Source organism: Salininema proteolyticum, from assembly GCF_042685645.1.
GTDB classification, from domain to species: domain Bacteria; phylum Actinomycetota; class Actinomycetes; order Mycobacteriales; family Micromonosporaceae; genus Salininema; species Salininema proteolyticum.
In genome coordinates this window covers 3,603,857-3,625,814 of the sequence record NZ_JBHUNX010000001.1, presented here as the reverse complement: position 1 = coordinate 3,625,814, position 21,958 = coordinate 3,603,857, and the positions used below count along the sequence as shown (strand labels likewise).

At 68.6% G+C, this 21,958-nt stretch carries 20 protein-coding genes; 13 read left to right on the top strand and 7 right to left on the bottom strand.

Annotated features, from left to right (window positions below; all coding sequences use genetic code 11):
- Positions 1–171 precede the first annotated feature (171 nt).
- Genes ACFTE1_RS16845 through ACFTE1_RS16835 form a run of 3 tightly spaced genes read left to right on the top strand, consistent with a single transcriptional unit; the run spans position 172 to position 2,303 of the window.
- Entirely contained in the window at positions 172–1,113 is a 942-nt protein-coding gene (locus tag ACFTE1_RS16845) for a phosphotransferase family protein (protein ID WP_380621666.1), read from the top strand.
- Positions 1,114–1,146: 33 nt separating this feature from the next.
- Entirely contained in the window at positions 1,147–1,680 is a 534-nt protein-coding gene (locus ACFTE1_RS16840; protein ID WP_380621664.1) for a dihydrofolate reductase family protein, read from the top strand.
- Between the two features lie 35 nt (positions 1,681–1,715).
- Positions 1,716–2,303, top strand: coding sequence for a dihydrofolate reductase family protein (locus ACFTE1_RS16835; RefSeq protein WP_380621662.1), 588 nt, complete (start codon positions 1,716–1,718; stop codon positions 2,301–2,303).
- A gap of 257 nt (positions 2,304–2,560) precedes the next feature.
- On the opposite strand, the gene bcp is transcribed toward ACFTE1_RS16835, so the two are convergent.
- Entirely contained in the window at positions 2,561–3,040 is a 480-nt protein-coding gene (gene bcp / locus ACFTE1_RS16830; RefSeq protein ID WP_380621721.1) for a thioredoxin-dependent thiol peroxidase, read from the bottom strand.
- A gap of 161 nt (positions 3,041–3,201) precedes the next feature.
- Complete coding sequence (locus tag ACFTE1_RS16825; protein ID WP_380621660.1) at positions 3,202–3,801, bottom strand: class I SAM-dependent methyltransferase; 600 nt, start codon at positions 3,799–3,801, stop codon at positions 3,202–3,204.
- Between the two features lie 106 nt (positions 3,802–3,907).
- Here ACFTE1_RS16825 and ACFTE1_RS16820 point away from each other — a divergent pair, with 106 nt between their 5' ends.
- Positions 3,908–4,492 (top strand): helix-turn-helix domain-containing protein, encoded by a 585-nt coding sequence (locus tag ACFTE1_RS16820; protein ID WP_380621658.1) that lies wholly within the window; start codon positions 3,908–3,910, stop codon positions 4,490–4,492.
- A gap of 178 nt (positions 4,493–4,670) precedes the next feature.
- Here the strand turns inward: ACFTE1_RS16820 and ACFTE1_RS16815 are convergent, their stop codons facing one another.
- A complete protein-coding gene (locus tag ACFTE1_RS16815) occupies positions 4,671–5,120 on the bottom strand; it encodes a hypothetical protein (protein ID WP_380621656.1) in 450 nt (149 codons plus the stop codon).
- Positions 5,121–5,702: 582 nt separating this feature from the next.
- Between ACFTE1_RS16815 and ACFTE1_RS16810 the strand changes: the two genes are divergently transcribed.
- From ACFTE1_RS16810 to ACFTE1_RS16795, 4 genes are read left to right on the top strand one after another with little or no spacing between them, the layout of a single operon-like run.
- Positions 5,703–6,386 (top strand): energy-coupling factor ABC transporter permease, encoded by a 684-nt coding sequence (locus ACFTE1_RS16810; RefSeq protein ID WP_380621654.1) that lies wholly within the window; start codon positions 5,703–5,705, stop codon positions 6,384–6,386.
- Positions 6,379–6,756, top strand: coding sequence for a PDGLE domain-containing protein (locus ACFTE1_RS16805; RefSeq protein ID WP_380621652.1), 378 nt, complete (start codon positions 6,379–6,381; stop codon positions 6,754–6,756). The genes ACFTE1_RS16810 and ACFTE1_RS16805 overlap by 8 nt, the downstream gene beginning before the upstream one ends.
- A gap of 2 nt (positions 6,757–6,758) precedes the next feature.
- On the top strand, positions 6,759–7,520 hold the full coding sequence (cbiQ, locus tag ACFTE1_RS16800; protein ID WP_380621649.1) for a cobalt ECF transporter T component CbiQ: 762 nt from the start codon (positions 6,759–6,761) through the stop codon (positions 7,518–7,520).
- 13 nt (positions 7,521–7,533) lie between these two features.
- Entirely contained in the window at positions 7,534–8,286 is a 753-nt protein-coding gene (locus tag ACFTE1_RS16795) for an energy-coupling factor ABC transporter ATP-binding protein (protein WP_380621647.1), read from the top strand.
- A 59-nt stretch (positions 8,287–8,345) separates the two neighbouring features.
- Here the strand turns inward: ACFTE1_RS16795 and ACFTE1_RS16790 are convergent, their stop codons facing one another.
- From ACFTE1_RS16790 to metG, 3 genes are all read right to left on the bottom strand, one after another.
- A complete protein-coding gene (locus ACFTE1_RS16790; RefSeq protein ID WP_380621645.1) occupies positions 8,346–9,086 on the bottom strand; it encodes a DsbA family protein in 741 nt (246 codons plus the stop codon).
- A gap of 203 nt (positions 9,087–9,289) precedes the next feature.
- Positions 9,290–10,147 (bottom strand): TatD family hydrolase, encoded by an 858-nt coding sequence (locus ACFTE1_RS16785; protein ID WP_380621643.1) that lies wholly within the window; start codon positions 10,145–10,147, stop codon positions 9,290–9,292.
- A 95-nt stretch (positions 10,148–10,242) separates the two neighbouring features.
- Entirely contained in the window at positions 10,243–12,033 is a 1,791-nt protein-coding gene (gene metG, locus ACFTE1_RS16780) for a methionine--tRNA ligase (protein WP_380621641.1), read from the bottom strand.
- Between the two features lie 140 nt (positions 12,034–12,173).
- On the opposite strand from metG, the gene ACFTE1_RS16775 reads away from it, so the two are divergent.
- Together ACFTE1_RS16775 and ACFTE1_RS16770 are read left to right on the top strand one after the other, a co-directional pair.
- On the top strand, positions 12,174–13,157 hold the full coding sequence (locus tag ACFTE1_RS16775) for a hypothetical protein (RefSeq protein WP_380621638.1): 984 nt from the start codon (positions 12,174–12,176) through the stop codon (positions 13,155–13,157).
- Between the two features lie 213 nt (positions 13,158–13,370).
- Positions 13,371–15,476 (top strand): transglycosylase domain-containing protein, encoded by a 2,106-nt coding sequence (locus ACFTE1_RS16770; protein WP_380762786.1) that lies wholly within the window; start codon positions 13,371–13,373, stop codon positions 15,474–15,476.
- 93 nt (positions 15,477–15,569) lie between these two features.
- Here the strand turns inward: ACFTE1_RS16770 and ACFTE1_RS16765 are convergent, their stop codons facing one another.
- Positions 15,570–16,751: a homogentisate 1,2-dioxygenase gene (locus ACFTE1_RS16765; protein WP_380621634.1), complete on the bottom strand. Its 1,182-nt coding sequence runs from the start codon at positions 16,749–16,751 to the stop codon at positions 15,570–15,572.
- 212 nt (positions 16,752–16,963) lie between these two features.
- On the opposite strand from ACFTE1_RS16765, the gene ACFTE1_RS16760 reads away from it, so the two are divergent.
- The 3 genes from ACFTE1_RS16760 (at position 16,964) to ACFTE1_RS16750 (ending at position 21,782) form a co-directional block, all read left to right on the top strand.
- Positions 16,964–17,749, top strand: coding sequence for a hypothetical protein (locus ACFTE1_RS16760; RefSeq protein WP_380621632.1), 786 nt, complete (start codon positions 16,964–16,966; stop codon positions 17,747–17,749).
- Entirely contained in the window at positions 17,749–18,954 is a 1,206-nt protein-coding gene (gene fahA / locus ACFTE1_RS16755) for a fumarylacetoacetase (RefSeq protein WP_380621719.1), read from the top strand. The genes ACFTE1_RS16760 and fahA overlap by 1 nt, the downstream gene beginning before the upstream one ends.
- A gap of 152 nt (positions 18,955–19,106) precedes the next feature.
- Positions 19,107–21,782 (top strand): AfsR/SARP family transcriptional regulator, encoded by a 2,676-nt coding sequence (locus ACFTE1_RS16750; RefSeq protein ID WP_380621630.1) that lies wholly within the window; start codon positions 19,107–19,109, stop codon positions 21,780–21,782.
- Positions 21,783–21,958 lie beyond the last annotated feature (176 nt).

Here is a 21,958-nt window from a genome sequence, read left to right as displayed (position 1 = left end):
GAATATATCGCAACGCTTCGGTCACTCCCGGGGATCACGGGTAAAACGGGTGTGCGCCACCACGGTCGGTAGAAAAGGAATCGCCTGGGAATGCAGGATTCCATAGAATGCTGCCCATGCTCCGCCGCGTCGAAGACGGAGTCCCCGCCGACCGGCCACAGAGGAGGAGAGATGACCGACCTGGAAGCTCCGGTCCCCTACGACGCCACCGCCGAACGGCGCTCCTGGAACGAGCTGCCGAGAGCGGCCAAAGACGTCGTCCGCCGCGAGATCGGCGGCGAACCGGTGGCGGTGAGCCGAGCCGGCGGCGGCTTCACCGCCGGCTTCGCCGGGCTGGTGACGGGGCCGCGACGCACGCTCTTCGTGAAGGTCGGCCAGGCCGACATGCCCTACGTGTTCGACTGCTGCCGGCGGGAGGCGGTCCTCAACCCCGCACTGCCCGAAGGCGTCCCGGCACCGAGGCTCCTGTTCGCCGAGGAGGCCGACGACTGGATCGTCCTCGGATTCGAGCCGGTGGAGGGAAAAGCGCTGAAGTTGCCGTTGAGCGAGACGGACTGGGAACAGCTGCTGAAGTCCTGGGCCGTCGCCGCCGAACGCCTGGAACCCCGCCCGCCGGGCATGGAACTCCTGGAACCCATGGAACCGGACTTCCTCCGCCACTGGAGCCGGTCGCCGACCGTGCGCTTCGAACCGGCCATGCGCCGAGCGGACGAACTGGCCGAACTGGAGTCCACCGTCCACGAGGCCCTGGCCGTCGACGCCGTCACCCACGGAGACCTGCGCCCCGACAACATGATCCTCGGGGACGACGGCGCCTGGATCTGCGACTGGACGACCATGGTCGCCGCCGCGCCCTGGTTCGACACCGCGTGCCTGCTCATCCTGGCCGAAGGCGACGGACTGGACGCCGACGCGATGTTCTGGGCGCATCCCACCAGCAGGGGAGTCAGCGGCGGACAGCTGGACGCGGTGCTCGCGGGAATCATCGGGTACTACCTGGTCAAGAGCGAGACGCCGCCGTTCGCGAGTGGGTCGTCGTATATTCGGCCGCACCAGAGGTGGAACGGGGTGGCGGGTTTTCACTGGCTCGCGAGGCGCCGAGGCTGGTCGTAGGAAGGTGTCGGCGGCGCGTGGTTCGATGGCCGGATGAGTAGAACCGTGTACACGACGGCGACGAGCATAGACGGGTTCATCGCCGACAGCGAGTATTCGATCGACTGGCTCCTCGCGGTCGACCATGGCGGGGGAGCTCTCGACAGGGTCAACGAGTTCTTCGCCGGCGTCGGCGCGATCTGCATGGGGTCGTCGACGTACGGATGGAGCAGCGAGAACAATGAGGCCTGGCAGTACGAGCAGCCGGTCTGGGTGTTCACGAGCAAGGAGCGGGAGAAACCGGAGGGCGCTGACATCAGGTTCGTGAAAGGCGACGTCCGGCCGGTGTGGGAGGAGATGAAGGCGGCGGCGGGAGACAAGGACCTGTGGGTCGTCGGAGGCGGTGACCTGGCCGGCCAGTTTCTCGACGCGGGCCTGCTGGACGAGGTCGTGGTGACCGTGGCGCCGGTCGTTCTGGGAGAAGGAGCGCCGCTCTTCCCGAGGCGGGTCCTGTCGGACCGGTTGACGTTCGAGGGAGCGCATCGGGCCGGTGAGTTCGTCTATCTGGAGTACGCCGTGCGGAAGTGAGTCGGCTTGTCGGTCCGGTGTGATTGGATGGGCGGATGGGCAAAACGGTTTACCACACGGCGACCAGCATCGACGGATACATAGCGGACAAGGACAACTCGCTCCAGTGGCTCTTCGACGTCGACGGCGGCGAGATGCCCGAACTCGACGGCAGCGAAGAGGCGCCGGACGGCACCAAGGACGACTTCGACGCGTTCATCTCAGAAGTCGGAGCGGCCTGCTCGGGCTCCACGACCTACGAGTGGGTCCTGGACGCCGCCGGGATCCGGGACAAGCCGGAGACCTGGCCGTACAAGTTCCCGACCTGGGTGCTGACCAGTAAAGAGCGCGAAGGGGTTCCGGGAGCGGACATCCGCTTCCACAACGGCGACGTGCGCGAGGCGCACCGCCAGATGAAAGAGGCGGCGGGGGACAAGGACATCTGGATCATCGGAGGCGGCGACCTGGCCGGCCAGTTCGCCGACGCGGGCCTGCTCGACGAGGTCACGGTGACCGTCGCCCCGGTCTTCCTCGGAGGGGGCGCGCCGCTGCTGCCCCGCAGGATGGCCTCGGACCGGCTGACGCTGGAGAATGTCAACCGGCAGCGGCAGTTCGTGAACCTGACCTACAGCGTCGACAAGTGACGACGTGGCTTATTGCCGTGCCGTTGAGGGAGCGGCTGAAAGAGGCCGGCCGTCGCCGCGGAGGAGTCCGCGCCCGGTCGGTCCGCGGCGGGCGTTGAGGGACGGCAAGAGCGGCGCACGGTGAGGGCCCGGCGGCGCTTGGCAAGGCCCAGCAGGGCCCAGCAGGGTATCGTGCCCGGCCGAGTGTCGCGGAGCGTAGGTAAAAGGGCCGGCCGGTTTTGGCAAACTCAGCGGCCGGCCCCCGGTCCGTGGCGCTGTTACTCGCCGAGCCCCAGAAGCTTGAGCACCCGTCCGACGTGCCCCGTGGCGCGCACGTTGTACAGCGCGTGCTCGATCTTACCGTCGGCGTCGATCACGAAGGTGGAGCGGATGACGCCCTTGACGAGCTTGCCGTAGTTCTTCTTCTCCCCGAAGGCGCCGTAGGACTCCAGGACGGTCTTGTCCGGGTCGGACAGCAGCGGGAAGGTCAGCCCGTCGCGCTCGATGAACTTGGTCAGCTTGTCGGGCGTGTCCGGCGAGATGCCGAGGACGACGTAGCCGGCGTCCTTGAGGCCCTTGAAGCTGTCGCGGAAGTCGCACGCCTCCTTGGTGCAACCGGGCGTCATGGCCTTCGGGTACGCGAAAAGGATGACTTTGTGGCCGCGCAGACTCGACAGGGACAGCTCCTCGCCGGTGTCGGTCGGGAGGGTGAAGTCGGGTGCGGCGTCTCCTGGTTCAAGTTTCACAGTCACGTGAATGAGGATACGCCGCATCCCTGATAATCCGCTGAAAGGGAGTCCCGAATCGGCCGGGAACACTCCGCGGTGCCGCCGGAGACGCGCGCTGGAATGAAATTCCTTGTGAACGCTCTTGCCGTGTCGGAGTGTGCGTCGGCTCCGGCGAGTGCACGGCAGGTACGTCAGCGTTCGCGCCGGGCTCGGAGCACGGTGTCGTGCGTGTGCGGCGAGCCCTCGGGACGGGAACCGGCACGCGGGCGGGTCTCGTCGACGAGAACGGTCCACTCCTCGCCGAGCAGCTCCGCGACAGCGTGCGGCGCGTAGTAGTCGCCGGCCTCGGCGTGACGCTCGGGCGACAGGCCGTCGAGGTCGTGGCCGACGAACAGCAGGGTTCCCCCGGGAGCGACCGCGTCCAGCAGCCCGGACAGGGCGGCGTGGCCAGGTTCCCGTCTCAGCGGGAAGTACTGGACGGTGACCAGGTCGAACGCCCCGGACGGAGGGGACGATGCGGTCGGGTCGCCGTGCTGCCAGGCGATGTCCTCGGCATGCTCCGTTGCCGCGGCGGCGGCCCGTTGCAGCGCTGTGCGCGAGATGTCGACCGCTGTGACGCGCCAGCCCTGTGCGGCGAGCCAGACGGCGTCGGCGCCCTCGCCGCAACCGACGTCGAGCGCCTGGCCGGGTGGAAGACCGGCCGCCTCGGCGACCAGCACCCCGTTCGGTTCGCCGCTGAAGAGCCGGTCACGGCCGCGGTACTTCTCGTCCCAGTAATTCTGAAGGTTCATGAGTGCTCCCGTTCGATGGAGACGGTGACGAGCCCACTGTGCCCCGGTTCCGGATCAATGGCAAAGACTTTTGCGAATTTGGCAAAAGTTGAGGCATAGTGGGGCCATGGACGAGGAATTCGACGACGTGATGGCGGCGGTGGGACCGCGGCTGAAGGACAGGCGCAGGATTTCCGGGTTGACCCTGGCGGACCTCTCGGAGACCACCGGCATCCCGGTCAGCACCCTGTCCCGGCTCGAGTCCGGGCAGCGCAGGCCGGCCCTGGACCTGATGCTCCGCCTGGCCAAGGCCTATCAGGTGCCGCTCGACGACCTGGTGGGGGCGCCGGCCAGCGGCGACCCGCGCGTCTACCCGCGGCCGATCACGCGCAACGGGATGACCGTCATCCCCCTGACCCGCAAGCCCGGCGGACTGCAGGCGTACAAGCACATCCTCCCGGCGGGGCCGACCGACACCGTCCCCGACCCGCGCTCGCACGAGGGCTACCACTGGCTGTACATCCTCAACGGAAACTTGCGGCTCATCTTGGGGAACAAGGAGTTGGTCCTGACCGCGGGGGAGGTCGCCGAGTTCGACACCCACCTGCCGCACTGGTTCGGCAACGCCGACGAGCACCCGGTGGAGTTCCTGAGCATTCTAGGGCCGCAGGGCGAGCGCTTCCACATCAAGGCCCGCTACCGAAGGGAGTGAGTCGGAGGAGAGATCGGCCGCACTGTCGGCTGTCCAGTCGGACTCGATCTGACTGAACCGGAGCTCCCTGACCTGGGGTCCGACAGAAACTCCGGACTAGCAGAAGTAGTTACCGTCCGGTTGGAGTTGTCATTTCTGAAGTTTCAAGTTGACCCGGATTCCGCCACGTACCTGCCGGCTACTTCCGGATCTTGGCTTTGACGTTTGTCGCCTGTACCCAGGCATACAGCCCGTAGACCGCGCCCAATCCCAAGCTCGGCCCCACCAATATGGTTGTCAGAACCTCAGCCAACGACACGAAACTCACCAGAATCGTCGCCAGAATCCAAACCGTCGCCGTTGTCGTGTAGGTTCGCCGGAGGCTACTGGCTCGCGCCGTCACCATCAAGACTGCCACTGTCACCAGGGAAAGTAGCCACAGCGGAATATTGTACGTAGCGAAGAAGACCATAAATTCAATCGTCGAGTCGCTGTTACTCCTGACTTCAGCAATCCAGGCCAAATGGAAAACCACTTGGGCTGACAGAACCATGGCGACGGCTCCAAGGAGTTCCTTAAGGGGCCTGTTGATCACCTGCTCAGATTCTTCGTGGCGGCTGATCTGGTCGTCGCTCTGCGATGTTTCCATATGCACTGCCGTTCTACGAGGGGGAGGGGTCTCCGTCCGCATCATAGTCGACCCGACCAATAGGCTGTTGGGTCAGCTCATGACTCCTGGGGCCGTTTCCTTCTGGGCTGTACTGCCCGGTCCGGCTCGAAGTGACGGACTCGAACTGTCCAGTTTAACTTAAGGTGGCGAAACGACGTGGCGCCGACCTGGAACTCGACAAGTGCCTTGGACACGTTCTCTAGACTACTGTCCAGTCCAAGTTGTCATCTCTGAAGGGAGTACAGGGACCCTGAGGCCGATCGGACGGAACATGCGGCACGGCAAAATACGTAGATGCAGGTAGAGAAATACATGCGGAGTCGCGCATGAAAGATTCACTTGGAACCCGCCATGTGCTTGACAAGTAGTTTCAGAATTCGCCAACTAGGGCGGGACTGGACATCAGCTGTCGGTCATATCACTGGGTGGACGGCCGGTTGACATCCTCGCCCCGCTTATTGCAAAATTCTTGCAATAGCTCGATAGCGAGTTGTGTTTCCACGGTCGTTCGAAGCGGACCCGCTTCGAACGGCCACTACGCCCCGGCCGAAAGGCATGTCTATGGATCTTGCCCTCCATATTCCCAACGGCATCATCAACCTCCCCGTATCCCTGGCCTACCTCGCCCTCTCCGCAGCAGTGGTGGGCTTCGCCCTGTACAAGGCCCGCGAAGACCTCGACCAGCGCCTCGTCCCGCTCGCGGGACTGGCCTGCGCCTTCATCTTCGCCGCCCAGATGCTCAACTTCCCCGTCGCCGCCGGCGTCTCCGGCCACCTGCTCGGAGGCGCGCTCGCCGTCGTCCTCCTGGGCCCCTGGCTCGCGATCGCCTGCGTGACGGTCGTCCTCGTCCTGCAGGCCCTCGTGTTCGCCGACGGCGGCATCATGGCCATCGGACTCAACGTCGCCAACATGGCCGTCCTCTCCAGCCTGACGGCCGCCCTGGTCGTCCTCGCACTGCGGAAGATCCTGCCGAGCAACAGGACCGGCGTCATCGCCACGGTCTTCATCGCCTCGGTCCTCTCCGTCCTGGTGGCCGCCCTCGGATTCGTCCTGCAGTTCGCCATCGGCGGCGAGCCCATCGGCCCGAGCCTGGCCGCCCTGACCGCCACCATGCTCGGCGTCCACCTGCTCATCGGGCTGGGCGAGGGCGCCATCAGCGCCCTGACCGTCGCCAGCGTCGCCTCCACCCGACCGGACCTGGTGTGGGCGTTGAAGAACCAGCCGAAGGAGACTGTCGATGCGTAACCGTGGATTCCTCGTCTGGGGCCTGATCGTCGCGCTCGTCCTCGGCGGCGGCATCGCCCTGTTCGCCTCCTCCAACCCCGACGGCCTCGAATCGGCCATGCTCGACGGCTGCGAACTCACCGACGACGAGATCACCGGAGGGGAGTGCATCGCCCAGAGCGAGGGCGAGCACGAGGTCGGCGGACCGATGGCCGACTACGGCCTCTCGTTCCTCGGCGAGAACGACCTGGCCGCCTCTCTCTCCGGACTCCTCGGAGTCCTCCTCGCCATGGGAGCCGCCACGGGCCTCTTCTGGCTCCTGGCCAAGCGCCCTAAAGACGACGCCGCCGCGGCGACGGACCCGAAGCCCGCCCGGGCCGAGGGCGAGTAGGGATGGGAGCCGGACACGCGGAGGTCCTGTACCGCCCCGGAACCGGCCCCCTCCACCGGCTTCCCCCGCAGGCCAAACTCATCGCGCTGATCGCCTTCACCCTCGTCGTGGTCGCCACGCCGAGGGAGGAGGCGATCGCGTTCGCCGCCTACGCCCTCATCGTGGCGGCACTGGTCGCCACGGCGCGGATCCCCCTGGGATGGATGGCCAAAAGGTCGCTCGTGGAGGTGCCGTTCCTCCTCATGGCCGCCGCCTTCCCCTTCGTCATGCACGGCCCCCACACCGAGCTGTGGGGACTGGAACTGTCCGTGCCGGGCCTGTGGGCCGGCTTCAACCTGGCCGCCAAGGCCACCCTCGGCGTGTGGGCCGCCCTGGTCTTCGCCGCCACCACACCGGTGGCCGACATCCTGGCGGGACTCTCCCGCCTCAAAATGCCCGACCTCATGGTCCAGATCGCCGCCTTCGCCGTCCGCTACGCCCACCTGACCTGGGCCGAACTGGCCGCGCAGAGGCGGGCCCGCCTCGCCCGAGGCTACGATCCGCGCTTCCTGTGGCAGGCCAAGGCCATCGCCCAGGGACTCGGAACCATCTTCGTGCGCAGCTTCGAACGCGGCGAACGCGTCTGGATGGCCATGAGCGCCCGCGGCTACACCGGCCGCCTGCCCGTCGACGTCCGCCCCGAGACGGCCACCGCCGGACAGTGGGGCCAGGCGCTCGCGCCCGCCGCGGCCGCCGCCGCGATACTGGCCGCGACGGTCGTCTGAGAAGGAGAGACCCATGCCCGTGATCAAGGTCGACGACGTCTCCTACGCCTACCCCGACGGACACAAGGTCCTGACGGGACTGGGCCTCGAAGTGGAGGAGGGCGAGAGGATCGCCGTCCTCGGCCCCAACGGAGCGGGCAAGACGACGCTCATGCTCCTGCTGGCGGGACTGCTCATGCCCTCCGGAGGCGGCGTCGAGATCTCCGGGGTCCGCCTGGACGAGAAGACCGTCCGCGACGTCCGCCGGAAGATCGGCATCGTCTTCCAGATACCCGACGACCAGCTCTTCATGCCCACAGTCGCCGCCGACGTGGCCTTCGGCATGGCCAACTACGGCGTCACCGGCGACGAACTGGACACACGGGTCCGCGAAGCCTTGGAGGACGTGGACCTCGCCGACGCCGCCGAGCGAGCCCCGCACCACCTGTCGGTCGGACAGCAGCGGCGCGCGGCACTGGCCGGAGTGCTCGCGATGCGCCCCGACTGCGTTGTCCTCGACGAGCCCTCCGCCAACCTCGACCCCGCCTCGCGGCAGCAACTCGCCCGCGTCGTCGCCCGGACGGTCGAGACGCTCGTGCTCGTCACCCACGACCTTCCCTACGCGCTGCAAATGTGCGACAGGGCGGTCATCCTCGACGGCGGCACCGTAGCCGCACAGGGCACCGTGGCGGAAGTGCTGGCCGACGACGAGCTGCTGCGCCGCCACCGCCTCGAACTGCCCTTCGGCTTCTCGCTGGACCTCGCCCTGGAGCAGATGAACGCCTGAGACGCATAGAAGCGGGTCACCCCTTCGCGGGGTGGCCCGCTTCTATGCGTCTCAGGGTCCTACTCCGAACCGTCGATGGCCTTCTGGACCAGGGTCTGGAAGTCGTTCATCTGCTCCCTCTGGACCTTGGTGCCGTCGATGAACACCGTCGGAGTACCGGTCACATCGCCCTTGTCGAAGGTCGTGTCGGTTCCCTCGGCGATCCAGCCGGCGTACGTCTCGTCCCGGACGCCGTCCTCGAAGGCGGAACCGAACTCGAAGTCCTTGCCCAGGGCGACCAGCTGGTCGTTCGTCAGCGTCTCACCCGAGCCCTCCGGGGGCTGGTTGTCGAAGATCTTCTTCGAGTAGTCGAGGAACTCCACCGGGTCCCCGCTCTCCTGCAACGCGTATATCGCCGCGTTGCCGGCACGCGAGCTGAACTCCTTGTTCAGCTTCGTGTCGAGGAAGTTGAGGATGTGGAGGTTCAGCGTGATGTCGCCGTCGTCCACCCACGTCTCGATCTTGTCCCCGTTGGCGTCCTCGAAGCTTTTGCAGACCGGGCACTGGTAGTCGACGTACAGGTCCACCTGAGTGGAACCGTCGCCCACGACCAGGCCGTAGTCGTCGGTCGTGCTCGCCTCGGGCTGGACGACCTTGAGCTCCTCGGGCCGGTTGAGGTAGATGCCGAGGGCGATGAGCCCCCCGATGAGGAGGACCGCTATGCCGGCTACCGTGCCGAACAGAATCTTCTTGCGCCGGTCCTCGGCCGCCTGCTGCTTCTTCAGGGCGGCCGCGGCCTCGCGGCGAGAGTTGTTTCCCATAATCCTTTACGTCCTAACCATCCTGGCGGCAATCTCCGGAAAATCGCCGTGGCCGCCCGGAGTCGGTGCCCTCCCGAGCGCACGTGCCTACGTGGTGCACAACGATTCAGCCGGGCGATTGGACGCGGCCCGGCGGCCGGCCGGTTCCCGATGGTGACCGACTCGACAGGCCGTGGGGAGACGGTGACAGGACCGGTACCCGGTCACCAGTTCCCGAAGGCGCGCCGCGTGTTCTGGTCCAGCTGGAAGCACAGCTTGGAGAGGTCCTTGCCCAGGAACTCGGCGATGTAGGACACCGTGTACGCGGTGAGGGCGGGCTCGTTGCGATAGCCGCGGACGGGAACCGGCGCCATGAACGGGGCGTCGGTCTCCACCAGCAGGTGGTCGGAGGGCACGAACGTCAGCGCCTTGCGCAGCTCGCCGGCGTTCTTGAACGTCACGTTCCCCGCGAAGCTCATGAAGAACCCGCGCTTGGCGCACTCCTCGGCGAAGACGTAGTCGCCGGAGAAGCAGTGGAAGACCACCCTGTCGGGTGCGCCCTCGTCGTCCAGGATCGCCAGGCAGTCGTCGTGCGCCTCGCGGTCGTGGATGACGAGCGTCTTGTCCCGCCGCTTGGCCATCTCGATGTGCGCGCGGAACGACAGGCGCTGGACGCTGCGTCCCTCGGGGCCCGTGCGGAAGTAGTCCAGGCCGGTCTCGCCGAGGGCGGCCACGCGCTCGCGGGCGGCGAGGTGGTCGATCTCGTTGAGGGCGCCGTGGATGTCGCCCAGCAGGGGCGCGTCGTTGGGGTGGAGGGCGACGGCGGCCAGCACGCGGCGGTCGGAGTCGGCCAGGTCGGCCGCCCAGGTCGAGGAGGCGACGTCCGTGCCGACCTGCACGACGTGCTCGACGCCGGCGGAGGCGGCCTCGTCGAGCCACTTCGCGACCGCCGGGTCGTCGACGGAGGGGATCACCGCGCTGTCGGCGGGGAACCCGGCGTCGACCAGGTCGATGTGCGTGTGCGTGTCCACCACGGGAACGGGCAGGGACGCGGGTCTGGGTGCGGGATCAGTTCTGAACACCTTTTAAATGTGCCACGCGGGGTGGGGAGGCGTAAAGGAATACGGCAAAGAGGCCAGGTCGACGACCTGGCCTCTCACGCTTCGGATCCCGCGTCCTAAGAGTTGAACCTCTCCAGCTCCTCCTCGACGATCGAGGGGTCGAGCTTGGTGAAGATCGGCGTGGGCTTCTCCAGCGCGACGCCGGGCTTGAGCGCCACCGGCTCCCACGCGGGGGCGTCGGCGTAGTCGCCGGTCAGGATCGGGTAGTCGCCCTGGATCGCCCCGCCCTCGTCGAGGTCGGCGACCTCTTCGATGCGCGGCATGGGGGCGAACACACCTTCCCCGCCCAGCAGTTCGTGCACCTTCTGCGAGGAGTGCGGCAGGAACGGGGAGAGGACGGTCTTGAGGTCCGAGACGGCCTGCAGGACGGTGAACAGCACCGTGGCCTGGCGGTCCTTGTCCTCCTTGAGCTTCCACGGCGCGGTGTCGGCCAGGTACTTGTTGGCCGCGGCGACGGTCTTCATGGCCTCGGCGGTCGCGGCGCGGATCTTGTTCGCGCCGATCAGCTCGCCGACGGAGTCGAAGGACGCCTTCACCGTCTCCAGCAGTTCGCGGTCGACCTCCCGCAGCTCGCCCGGCTCGGGGACGGCGCCGAAGTTCTTGGCGGCCATCGCGACCGAGCGGTTGATCAGGTTGCCCCACCCGGCGACCAGCTCGTCGTTGTTGCGGCGCAGGAACTCCGCCCACGTGAAGTCGGTGTCCTGGTTCTCCGGACCGGCGGCGCAGATGTAGTAGCGCAGCGCGTCGGCCGAGTAGCGGTCCAGGAAGTCCCGCACGTAGATGACCACGCGGCGGGAGGAGGAGAACTGCTTGCCCTCGACGGTCAGGAACTCCGAGGACACGACCTCGGTCGGCAGGTCCAGCCTTCCGAGTTCGCGGGGCTCGCCGCCCGCGGCGCCCTCGCCGTTGTTGCCCAAGAGCATCGCCGGCCAGATCTCGGAGTGGAAGACGATGTTGTCCTTGCCCATGAAGTAGTACGAGATCGCCTCGGGGTCGGACCACCATTTCTTCCACGCCTCGGGGTCGCCGGAGCGGCGCGCCCACTCGATGGAGGAGCTGAGGTAGCCGATGACGGCGTCGAACCACACGTAGAGGCGCTTGTCGCCGCGGTCCTTCCAGCCCTCGAGCGGGATCGGCACGCCCCAGTCCAGGTCGCGGGAGATCGCGCGCGGCTTGAGGTCCTCCAGGAGGTTCTTGGTGAACCGCACGACGTTGGTGCGCCACCCGGTGCGCGTGTCCAGCCACGAGTTGAGCGCGTCGGCGAACGCCGGCAGGTCGAGGAAGAAGTGGCTCTCCTCGACGAACTTCGGCGCCTCCCCGTTGATGCGCGACTTCGGGTCGATCAGGTCGACCGGGTCCAGCTGGCGGCCGCAGTTGTCGCACTGGTCGCCGCGCGCGGACTCGAAGCCGCAGTGGGGGCACGTGCCCTCGATGTACCGGTCGGGCAGGGTGCGGCCGGTCGACGGGCTGATCGCGCCCAGCGCCGTCTGCTCGATGATGTACCCGTTCTCGTAGAGGGCGGTGAACATCTCCTGGACGGTCTTGTAGTGGTTGCCCGTCGTGGTGCGGGTGAACAGGTCGTAGGACAGGCCCAGGCGGTGCAGGTCCTCGACGATGACCCGGTTGTACTTGTCGGCCGCCTCGATGGGGGTGAGGCCCTCCTCGTCGGCCTGCACCAGGATCGGGGTGCCGTGCTCGTCGGTGCCCGAGACCATGAGCACGTCGTGACCGCGCATTCGCATGTAACGGGAGAAGACGTCAGCGGGGACCCCGAAACCGGCAACATGCCCGATATGGCGTGGGCCGTTGGCGTAAGGCCAGGCCAGCGCAGTCAATACGTGTGTCATGGGATTAATCCTATAGGTAGGGTCGAGAGGCGGCCCGGCTAGGCCGCCGCACCGCCGAATAGTGAGAGATCTCCGTCTCGGAGTGTCCCGTTTTCGGCCAATGCGGCATTTTCGCCTCCGAAGAATGGTCAAATACCAGTATGCCGGAATCGCCCGAGACCCGTGACGCCGAGGAAGCGCAGCCCCAGGCCGGATCCCCGCATAACGAGGGGTTCGAAGAGGGGCGCGGCCGCTCTTCCGACGGGCTCGGGGCGGAGTCGCGGACGACCGCCGAACAGGGCTCCGAGGATAGCGCGGATACCGCGCCCGGCGCCGAACGGGCCGGGAACGGGCCGGCCGACTCGGGGGAGGCCGTCCCCGGCACGGGTGAAAACTCCGGTGAACTCTCCGACACCGGCCCCATGACGGCCGTCGACCTCGCGAACGTCGACCTCCCCGACGTCCCCCTCGCTCCCCGCCCCGACCAGATCGAACCCGCCGTCCCGCCGCAGGCGCGCACCGCACCGCCCCCGCCCGAACGCGACCGCCAAGTGGAGGCCATCGAGGCCGTCTGGGACGACGCGGCCACCAAGAAGAAGCTCAAGAAGGAGAAGCGGGAGGCCAAGGCGAAGGTCGCGCCTCCGCGGCAGGACAAGGCCCGCCGCCCCGCCGTGGCACTGCCGGCAATGATCCTCCTGGCGCTGGTCATGGCGTTCTTCGCCTGGATGTCGGCCCCCGCCACCCTCATGCTCCTGGGCTTCGGCCAGAGCGAGTCGGTCAGCATCACCGACTGCTCCGAGGCCTTCGCCCCCTCCTGCGACGCCCGCACCGCCTCGGTCGACACGGCCGAGGAGGCAGGCGCCACTCTGCGCGTCATCGGCGACGCTACCGCCGACGACGCCGGTACCGACGTCACGGCCGAGCGCGTCGGAGAGACCGTCTACGTCGGAGAGACCTCCGGACTGCTGTGGCGTGCGCTCCTGCCGCTGGGACTCTTCGCGGTCACAACATTGCTCTTCGTATACGCCAGCGGCGCGGGGCGCCTCTACGATAAGAGGACCGCCGCCCGCCTCAGCTGCGTCGCCTTCGCCGGAGCCCTGTGGGTCGGCATCCTCGGCGCGAGCGCCACCGCCGCCCTCGCCTGAGCGAGTGGTCGGGAACGCAACGCCGTCGACTTCACCCGCGAAGCCCGGTTCGGCGCCTTAGTATGGACATCCGCCTTCCTTGCCCTGAAAGTCGGCCGAGCACGGGTCGCAACCCGGGCCCGACACGGCTATGCCGCTGAACGCCCAGCCTCAGCGTGCCGGCGGCCCGGCCGCCCAGTCGATTACGGGACGAACGATCAGAGGGACAGGACTTTGACAGAGAACACCAGACGGTTCCCACCCCTGAACCGGCAGCAACGCAAAGCACTCGCCACCATGGGACCCTTCGCCCTCATGGCCGGCGTAGTCGTCGCCCTCATCTTCGCCCCGCTGGCCATCGCCGTCGGCGGCGTCACCAAGGTCGGTTCGGAGACCGCTCTCGACCTTCCGCAGGACCTGGTCCTGCCCCCCGCCCCCAAGGCCTCCGTCCTCTACGCCAACGACGGGGTCACGCCGATCGCCGAGTTCGGCGACCAGTACCGCATAGCCCTCTCCTCCGACGAGATCCCCGACATGGTGAAGAACGCCGTCGTCGCGGTGGAGGACGAGCGGTTCTACGAGCACAACGGAGTCGACCCGACCGGCGTCATGCGCGCCGCGGTCACGAACGCGACCTCCGGCGGAGTCTCGGAGGGCGCCTCGACGATCACCATGCAGTACGTACGCCAGGTTCTCGCCTACACGGCCACCAGCCCCGAGGAGGTCGCCGCGGCCACGGACGTCACGCCGGGCCGCAAGATCCGGGAGATGGGCTACGCCCTCTCGCTGGAGAAGCAGATGAGCAAGGACGAGGTCCTCACCGGGTACCTCAACACGGTGTACTTCGGGCACGGCGCCTACGGCGTCGGCGCGGCCGCCAAGGTGTACTTCAACAAGGGCGTCGACGATCTCACTACCGCCGAGGCGGCGCTGCTGGCGGGACTCATCCAGGCGCCCAGCTCCTACGACCCGATCTCCGGCTCCACCGAGGCGGCCCTGCTGCGCCGCGAGCACGTGCTCGGCCGCATGAAGGCCAACGACTACATCGACAAGGCCGAGTTCGCCGAGTCGAAGGAAGAACCGATCGAGCTCGACCCGCAGCAGGAGGACGCCAAGGGCACCGGGGCGTACAACTCCGAGTACGGCTTCTTCGTCGACTACTTCGAGACGTGGTGGGAGAAGCAGGAGGCCTTCGGCGAGACGCCGGCGCAGCGGCGAGCCCGCCTCAACCGCGGCGGCTACGAGATCGTCTCGACACTCGACCTCGACATGCAGACGGCCGCCGAAGAGGCCATCGCGGAGGAGTTCCCCAAGAAGGATCCGATGGCGCTGGGAACAGCCGCCGTCGAACCGGGCACGGGCAAGATCCAGGTCATGGCCATCAACCGCGACTTCTCGCTGGACGTCTCGAAGAACGGCCCCAACACCGGGGGCGCGGGCAAGGGCTCCTACCCGAACACGACCAACCCCCTGCTGTCCTACGGCGGCTCGCACGGCGGGTCGACGTTCAAGCTGTTCACCCAGATCGCCGCGCTGGAGCAGGGATTCGACCTCGACTACTCGATCTACTCGCCGCACAAGTACAAGACGAGCGAGCCCACCGACCCGGGCCCGGCCGCCTGCGGACGCTACTGGTGCCCGTCGAACGCCAGCGAGTCCATGGCCGGGAACCGGAACATGTACGACGCCTTCGGCATGTCGGTCAACACCTACTACGTCCAGCTGATGGAGCGAGTCGGCGGGGACAAGGCCGTCGACGTCGCCGAGCGGATGGGCATCAAGTACTACAACTCGCCCGACCAGAGCCTGGCCGAGGACGGCGAGCTCAAGTACACGCTGGGCATGACGAACACGACGGCCCTCGACGAGGCGGCGGCCTACGCGGTCCTGCCGGCCGACGGCCAGTACTGCGAGCCGATCCCGGTCTCCACGGTGACCACCGGCAAGGGCGACGTCACCGAGTTCGACTCCACCTGCGAGCAGGCGATCGACACCGAGGTCGCCAGGGCGGCCCTGGACACCGCCCGGTGCACCACCGGCATGGGCGCCGCCACCGGCAGCTGCGGGAGCTGGGGCACCGCCGACGACATGTACAAGAAGGTCGGCGGTCCCGTGGCCGGCAAGACCGGTTCGACCGACAACAACGTCTCCAGCTGGTTCGCCGGGTTCACGCCGAACTCCGCCGTAGCCTCCTTCGTCGGCAACCCCGACGTCCCACAGGACGGCGTGCCGGACTCCAAGCTCCGCTCGCCCGCCTCGGTGGCCACCGAGGTCCTGAAGACCCAGTGGGCCGAGAACGGCAAGGGCGGCTTCACACCGCCGAACGAGCACACCGGCTAGAGGGCCGGCAGCGTCGGTGACCGCGGCACCGCGCCAGGACAAGGCGAAAGGCCGGGGAGGACTCCCCGGCCTTTCGCGTACTCCCTGAGGGACTCAGTCGGTGTACTTCCACGTCCAGGCGTAACCGGTGTCCTCGCACTCGAAGCCCGGCTCGCACAGCTCCAGCGGACGGAACGTGTCGATCATGACCGCCAGCTCGTCGAACTTCTCCGCGCCGATCGACCGCTCCGGCGCGCCCGGCTGCGGGCCGTGCGTGAAGCCCGACGGGTGCAGCGAGATCGAGCCCTGCTCGATCCCCGAGCCCTTGCGGGCCTCGTAGTCCCCGCCGGTGTAGAACATGACCTCGTCGGAGTCCACGTTGTGGTGGTTGTACGGCACCGGGATCGCGTCCGGGTGGTAGTCGACCTTGCGGGGCACGAACGAGCAGATGACGAAGTTCGGCCCTTGGAAGGTCTGGTGCACCGGCGGCGGCTGGTGGATGCGGCCGGTGATCGGCTCGAAGTCGTGGATCGAGAAGACCCACGGGTAGAGGCAGCCGTCCCAGCCGACCACGTCGAACGGGTGCTTGTCATAGGTGAACTTGGTCCACAGCGTGTCCTTGCCCCGGCCGCGGTGCTGGACGTAGACGTCCACGTTCTCGCCCTCGACGACCAGCGGCTCGTCGGGGCTGCGCAGGTCGCGCTCGCAGTAGGGGGAGTGCTCCAGGAACTGGCCGCGGACGGACAGGTAGCGCTTGGGCGGGGTGATGTGCCCGGTCGACTCGACCACGAGCGTGCGCAGCGGCCGGTCGCCGGTCGGGACGATCCGGTAGATCGTCGACATCGGCATGATCAGGTAGTCGCCCGGTCCGACGTCCAGGGCCCCGAAGGAGGTCTCCACCCGGGCGGTCCCGTCCTCCACGTAGACGCACTCGTCGCCGATGGCGTTGCGGTAGAGGGGGCTGGGGTCCGAGGCGGCGGCGTACGAGATGCGGCAGTCGGCGTTGGACAGCAGTGGCCGGCGCCCCAGCACCGGGTCGGAGTCGGCGCCGTTGAGCTTGTGGGTGCGCAGGTGGCGCGGTTTCAGGGGATGGTTGGGGACCGGGGACCCGTTGGAGGGGGCGAACTCCTGGCTGGAGCTGATCGCGGTGGGGCGGAAGCGGTGGTACAGCAGCGACGAGTCGGAGGAGAAGCCCTCCTGGCCCATCAGCTCCTCGCTGTAGAGGCTTCCGTCGGGCTGGCGGAACTGCGTGTGGCGCTTAGGGGGGATCTCCCCGACTCTTCTGTAGAAAGGCATCGTTGACTTCTCCTGTGCGTCCCGGGGCGGATGTACCCTCACCATCGAGACTAACGCAATAGATCTGTGTCACGTAGACAGCTCGCCCATTCATCGGCGCTCCACAACTCCAATCCGTCCCCGGGTGCACAGAATGCCTTGCCGTGCGGCCCGGAACCGGGGGTGACACCGAGCAGAATGACCAGTCGGGTAGGTGGCGTATGCTCGATCACATGGTTGCAGTCATTCCAAGGGCCTTCCACGGACTGGTCGACGACGCCGCCGTCTTCCCTCCGGGAAACGCCGCACTACCCGACGCACTGGAGAACCACCACCGCTACCGCGAGAGCTGGTACTCCGACCTGGTGGGTCCCCTTCTCCTGCCGGCCTCCCGGCTGGCCGAGGTTCCCGCCCTGACCGAGAAGCCGCCCGCCGTGGGGGTCGTAGCCGACACCGACCCCAGAACGATCGACATCCCCGACTCGCTCATCGTCACCCACTTCGAGACGAGGGCGCCCCTGGCCGACGACCTCCGCCTCGCCGCCCGGGGCCTGCCCGGGCACGAACAGCCGGTCATCACCGAGATCCCCTGGGGCGACGGGCAGAGGGACCTGCTCCGCCTCGCCCTGGACCTGGGCCTCACCCCGAAGTTCCGCACCGGCGGCCTGGACGCCTCCGCCTTCCCCGAGCCCGAAGAGCTCGGCCACGTTGTCTGGGCGTGCATGGAGGCCGAGTCCGGGTTCAAGCTCACCGCCGGCCTGCATCGTGCCGTCCGGCACACCGAGGACGACACCGGCTTCGTCCACCACGGCTTCCTCAACGTCCTCGCCGCCACGCAGTGCGACTCCGAGCGCGAGGTGGTCGACATGCTGCGATCCACCGATGCCGACGAGATCGCCTCGGCCGTTAGACTGCACATGAGCCGGCCGCGGAACCACTGGGTCGCCTTCGGATCCTGCTCCGTGGCCGAACCGCTCGAAGACCTGGAAGCAATGTCGCTTGTGGAGGAGATTCGATGATCCAGACCAGTTGGGTGCCCGGGGCCGACCAGAGCGGGCACTCTGTGCACCACTTGCCCTACGGCTCCTTCACCTCCCCGCGGAACTCCGAACCGCGCCTGGGCGTCCGGATCGGGGACCGCGTCCTCGACCTCTGCGACAACGCCGAGGACCTCGCCCCCGAAGGACCCCTGCGCGCGGCCCTGCGCCGCCCGAACCTCCAAGGACTGCTCCCGCTCGGCCGCGAGTCCTGGGACGAGCTGCGGACCTCCTTGCAGCGCTTCCTGACCGACCCGGCCAAGGCCCACGACCTGGTGGACGTCTCCCAGGTGAGCCTCCACGCGGCCTTCGAGCCGGCCGACTACGTCGACTACTACGCCTCCGAGCACCACGCCACCAACCTCGGCCGCCTCTTCCGCCCCGACAGCGCCCCGCTCATGCCCAACTGGAAGCACCTCCCCGTCGGCTACCACGGCCGCGCCGGAACGCTCGTCCCCAGCGGCGTGAACATCAAACGCCCCTCCGGGCAGCGGCGCACCCCCGACGGGGAGATCGTCTTCGGGCCCTCCGCGCGCCTCGACATCGAGGCCGAGATGGGCTTCGTCGTCGGCGCGCCGACCGCCCTGGGCGACACCGCCTCCGTTGACTCCTTCGCCGACCACGTCTTCGGGCTCTGCCTCGTCAACGACTGGTCGGCCCGCGACATCCAGGCCTGGGAGTACCAGCCGCTCGGGCCCTACCTGGGCAAGTCCTTCGCCACCTCCTACGGCGCGTGGATCACCCCGCTGGCCGCCCTGGAGGCCGCCAAGACCGAAGCGCCCGAACAGGACCCGCGGCCCCTGCCCTACCTGACGGAGAAGGACCGCTACTCCTACGACATCGAGCTGGCCGTGACCCTCAACGGCACCACCGTGTCCCGCCCCAACTACCGGGACATGTACTGGACCCCGGCCCAGATGCTCGCCCACATGACCGTCAACGGCGCCTCGCTGCGGCCCGGCGATTTCTACGCCTCCGGCACCATCTCCGGCCCCGAGCGCTCGCAGGTCGGCGCGTTCATCGAGCTGACCTGGGGCGGCAAGGAGCCGATGAAGCTCGACGACGGCACGGAGCGGACCTTCCTCAAGGACGGCGACATCGTATCCATCACCGCCACCGCCCGCGGGGCCGCCGGAACCACCCTGGAACTGGCCGAGGTCACCGCCGGCGTCCTCCCGGCCGACTGAGACCGGCGGCGGTCGTCCCGGACCCCGGCCCGGGGCGACCGGTCGACCGGCGGGCCCGCTCTTCGCTGAGCGGGCCCGCCGACCCCGCCGAGGCCGTGGACGGCGGCATTCGCGAAAGGGACGCGGGCCCTTCGCATTGATACCCTTGCATCATGCGTTTCGGAGTTCTGGGACCTGTGGCCGTCTGGGACGAAACGGGACGAGAAGTCCCCGTCCCCGGGACGAAAGTGCGCAAACTGCTGGCGCTGTTGCTGGTCGCCGACGGCTCCCCCGTATCGGCCGACCGCGTCGCCGACGCCCTCTGGGGCGACGCTCCGCCGCCCCAGCCCGCCAAGGCGGTCAAATCGAAAGTCTCCCAACTCAGGCGCGTCCTGCGCGACGCCGGCTGCGACGCCTCCGCCGTCCTGCCGTGGAGCCCGGGCGGCTACCGCCTGCTGGCCGCGGAGGGCGACCTGGACTCCCTGGTCTTCCGCGCCTCCGTCGAACGCGCCCGCCGTTCCCCCGACACGAACGACGCCTTCATCGAACTCGCCGTCGCCCTGCGCGCCTGGAGGGGAACTCCCTTCGGCGAGTTCCGCCACGAGCCCTTCGCGCTCGCCCCCGCCGCCGACCTCGAAGAGACCCGCCTGGAGGCCCTGGAACTCCGTGCCGCCCGCCGGATCGCGACCGGATCGGCCGCCGCCGCGCTCTCCGACCTGACCCGCTTGGCCGGCGAGCACCCGCTGCGGGAGTCCCTGCACGCCCTCCTCATGCGGGCCTACGGACTCACCGACCGCCAGGCCGACGCCCACTGCGTTTACACGGCCGTCCGCGAGCGCCTGGCCGACGATCTGGGCGTCGACCCCGGTCCGGCCCTCAAGGAGGCGCACGCCTGGCTCCTGCGACTCGACGAGGCCGAAGCGCCGACGGTCGCGCACCGGCCGGTCCATGCGCCTGCGCCGTCCCCTCCTGCGCCGCCCGAGCCGTTCATCGGCCGCGAGGACGACTCCGCCCGCGTCGCCAAACTCCTGTCCCAGTACCGCTCGGTGACCGTGACCGGTCCCGGCGGCGTCGGCAAGACCTCCCTGGCGCTGCGGGCCGCCGCCGACCGGGAGCACGACTTCCCCGACGGCGTCCATTTCATCGACCTGGGCGGGGTCCGGGGCGGCTACGACGAGGTCGTCAGGGCGATGGCCGAGGCGCTCGGAGTCCGCGACGACCAGGCCTCCGGCACCGCGACCACGGCGGAGCCGGTCGGCCTGTGGTTCCGGTTCTCCAGCCTGCTCCTCGCGCGGCGGTCGCTGCTCGTCCTCGACAACGCCGAGCATCTCGCGGGCGAGGTCGCCAAGGCCGTCTCGGCCCTGGTACGCGACACCTCGGAGGTCCGTGTCCTCGTGACCAGCCGCGAACCGCTCCACTCGCCGGGGGAGAGGACGGTCGTCCTCGACTGCCTGGCCGCTCCGCCGCCCGGGACGCCCGTCGAGGACGCCTGCCGTTATCCGGCGGTTCAGCTGCTCTTCGACCGTATTGAGGCCTCGGGCGCCGACCTCGCCGATGGCCGGGAGACGATGGAGGCCGTCGTCGCCCTCGCCCACCGCCTGGACGGGCTGCCGCTGGCGCTCGAACTCGCCGCGGCCCGCGTGCGGTCCATGGGTTTGTCGGCCACGCTCGACCGGCTCGACGACCGGTTCCGCCTGCTGCGCGGGGGATCGCGCCACCGGCCCGAACGCCACCGCACCCTCGAAGCGGTCATCGCCTGGAGCTGGGGCCTCACCGCCCCATCCGACCGGGAAGCGCTGGCGCGCATGGCCGTCTCCCCGGCCCCTTGGCGCCTGGACGACCTCGAGGCGGTCGTCGGTCCCGACGTGCTCGACTCTCTCGACCGGCTCGTGGACCAGTCCATGGTCGTCATGGAGGAGACCGAGGCCGGCCCGGAGTACCGGCTCCTGGAGTCCGTCCGCGCCTTCGCCGAGGCGCGGGGCGGCGATCCGGAGCACGCACGGCGCCACGCCGAACACTTCTCGCGCGTCGCCGGCGACCACGTGACCGGGATCCGCGCGGGAGGGCAGGAGTCCGCGCTGCGGGTCCTGACCCGCTTGGGCGGACACCTGCGCCGGATCCTCGACGGGGACCCCTCGAACCCGCTGGCCCTCCGGCTCGTCTGGTACTGGATCCTCACCGGGCGCCTGACCGAGGCCCGCGAAAGGCTGACGGCGCTGGGGGAGGACCCGGAGGCCGCCGCGTGGCTCGCGTCGCTGCGCTGGCGTGTCGACGACGAGGAGCCCGCCGGCTTCGCGACCGGCCCGGCGGGGTTCCTTCCGGCCTTCTACCTGGCATTGACCGCACGCTCCCGGGGCGCCGGGGCTCGGCCGGTCCTTCCCGAGCCCTCCGACGAGTGGGAGACGGCCGCCGAGTCCCTGGTCTTGGCTCTGGACGCGCTGTCGGGGGACGATCCGGCAGGGGCCGAGGGCCTCGCCCGGGCGGGAGGCGAGCTGTTCGCCTCGCTGGGCGACGAATGGGGCGAACTGCAGGTCCTGGACGTTCGCAGTCGGGCCGCCGAGGAGCGGGGGGACGACGGGGAGGCCGAGGCCTCGGACCGCAGGGCCCTGGACATCGCCGACCGCCTCGGGTTGCACAGCGACCTGTCGCGGCTTCTCACGCGCCTGGGCCGGAGGGCTATGGCGAAGGGCGACGTCGAGGAGGCCGGGGATCTTCTGCGGCGCGCGCTGCGGATCTCGGGGGAGCAGTGCGACACGGCCGTCTACGCCGAGGCCCACGAGGCGCTGCGGGAGTGCACGGGCAGTGCGGGGCCTCCTCCGGGCTGTACGGTCCTCGCACCGGGTTCCTGACCGCCGCACGGCGGCTCGAGGGCGTGGACGCCCCCGCCCTTCGATCGTTCGGGGTTCGGCGCACCGGGGATACGGGTTCTCGGGTCCTTTGCCCCGTTCCGCCCGTGCGCCGGACCGCCTCTAGATGAACGTTTCCCATTGGCGCCGCGCGGAGCGTCGGCGGCGGCCTGGTGTTC

Bases quoted from the DNA above. Each gene is read 5' to 3' on its own strand.
- ACFTE1_RS16845 (WP_380621666.1), top strand. From the start codon at position 172: ATGACCGACCTGGAAGCTCCGGTCCCCTACGACGCCACCGCCGAACGG.
- ACFTE1_RS16840 (WP_380621664.1), top strand. From the start codon at position 1,147: ATGAGTAGAACCGTGTACACGACGGCGACGAGCATAGACGGGTTCATC.
- ACFTE1_RS16835 (WP_380621662.1), top strand. From the start codon at position 1,716: ATGGGCAAAACGGTTTACCACACGGCGACCAGCATCGACGGATACATA.
- ACFTE1_RS16825 (WP_380621660.1), bottom strand. From the start codon at position 3,801: ATGAACCTTCAGAATTACTGGGACGAGAAGTACCGCGGCCGTGACCGG.
- ACFTE1_RS16820 (WP_380621658.1), top strand. From the start codon at position 3,908: ATGGACGAGGAATTCGACGACGTGATGGCGGCGGTGGGACCGCGGCTG.
- ACFTE1_RS16815 (WP_380621656.1), bottom strand. From the start codon at position 5,120: ATGGAAACATCGCAGAGCGACGACCAGATCAGCCGCCACGAAGAATCT.
- ACFTE1_RS16810 (WP_380621654.1), top strand. From the start codon at position 5,703: ATGGATCTTGCCCTCCATATTCCCAACGGCATCATCAACCTCCCCGTA.
- ACFTE1_RS16805 (WP_380621652.1), top strand. From the start codon at position 6,379: ATGCGTAACCGTGGATTCCTCGTCTGGGGCCTGATCGTCGCGCTCGTC.
- cbiQ (WP_380621649.1), top strand. From the start codon at position 6,759: ATGGGAGCCGGACACGCGGAGGTCCTGTACCGCCCCGGAACCGGCCCC.
- ACFTE1_RS16795 (WP_380621647.1), top strand. From the start codon at position 7,534: ATGCCCGTGATCAAGGTCGACGACGTCTCCTACGCCTACCCCGACGGA.
- ACFTE1_RS16790 (WP_380621645.1), bottom strand. From the start codon at position 9,086: ATGGGAAACAACTCTCGCCGCGAGGCCGCGGCCGCCCTGAAGAAGCAG.
- metG (WP_380621641.1), bottom strand. From the start codon at position 12,033: ATGACACACGTATTGACTGCGCTGGCCTGGCCTTACGCCAACGGCCCA.
- ACFTE1_RS16775 (WP_380621638.1), top strand. From the start codon at position 12,174: ATGCCGGAATCGCCCGAGACCCGTGACGCCGAGGAAGCGCAGCCCCAG.
- ACFTE1_RS16765 (WP_380621634.1), bottom strand. From the start codon at position 16,751: ATGCCTTTCTACAGAAGAGTCGGGGAGATCCCCCCTAAGCGCCACACG.
- ACFTE1_RS16760 (WP_380621632.1), top strand. From the start codon at position 16,964: ATGGTTGCAGTCATTCCAAGGGCCTTCCACGGACTGGTCGACGACGCC.
- ACFTE1_RS16750 (WP_380621630.1), top strand. From the start codon at position 19,107: ATGCGTTTCGGAGTTCTGGGACCTGTGGCCGTCTGGGACGAAACGGGA.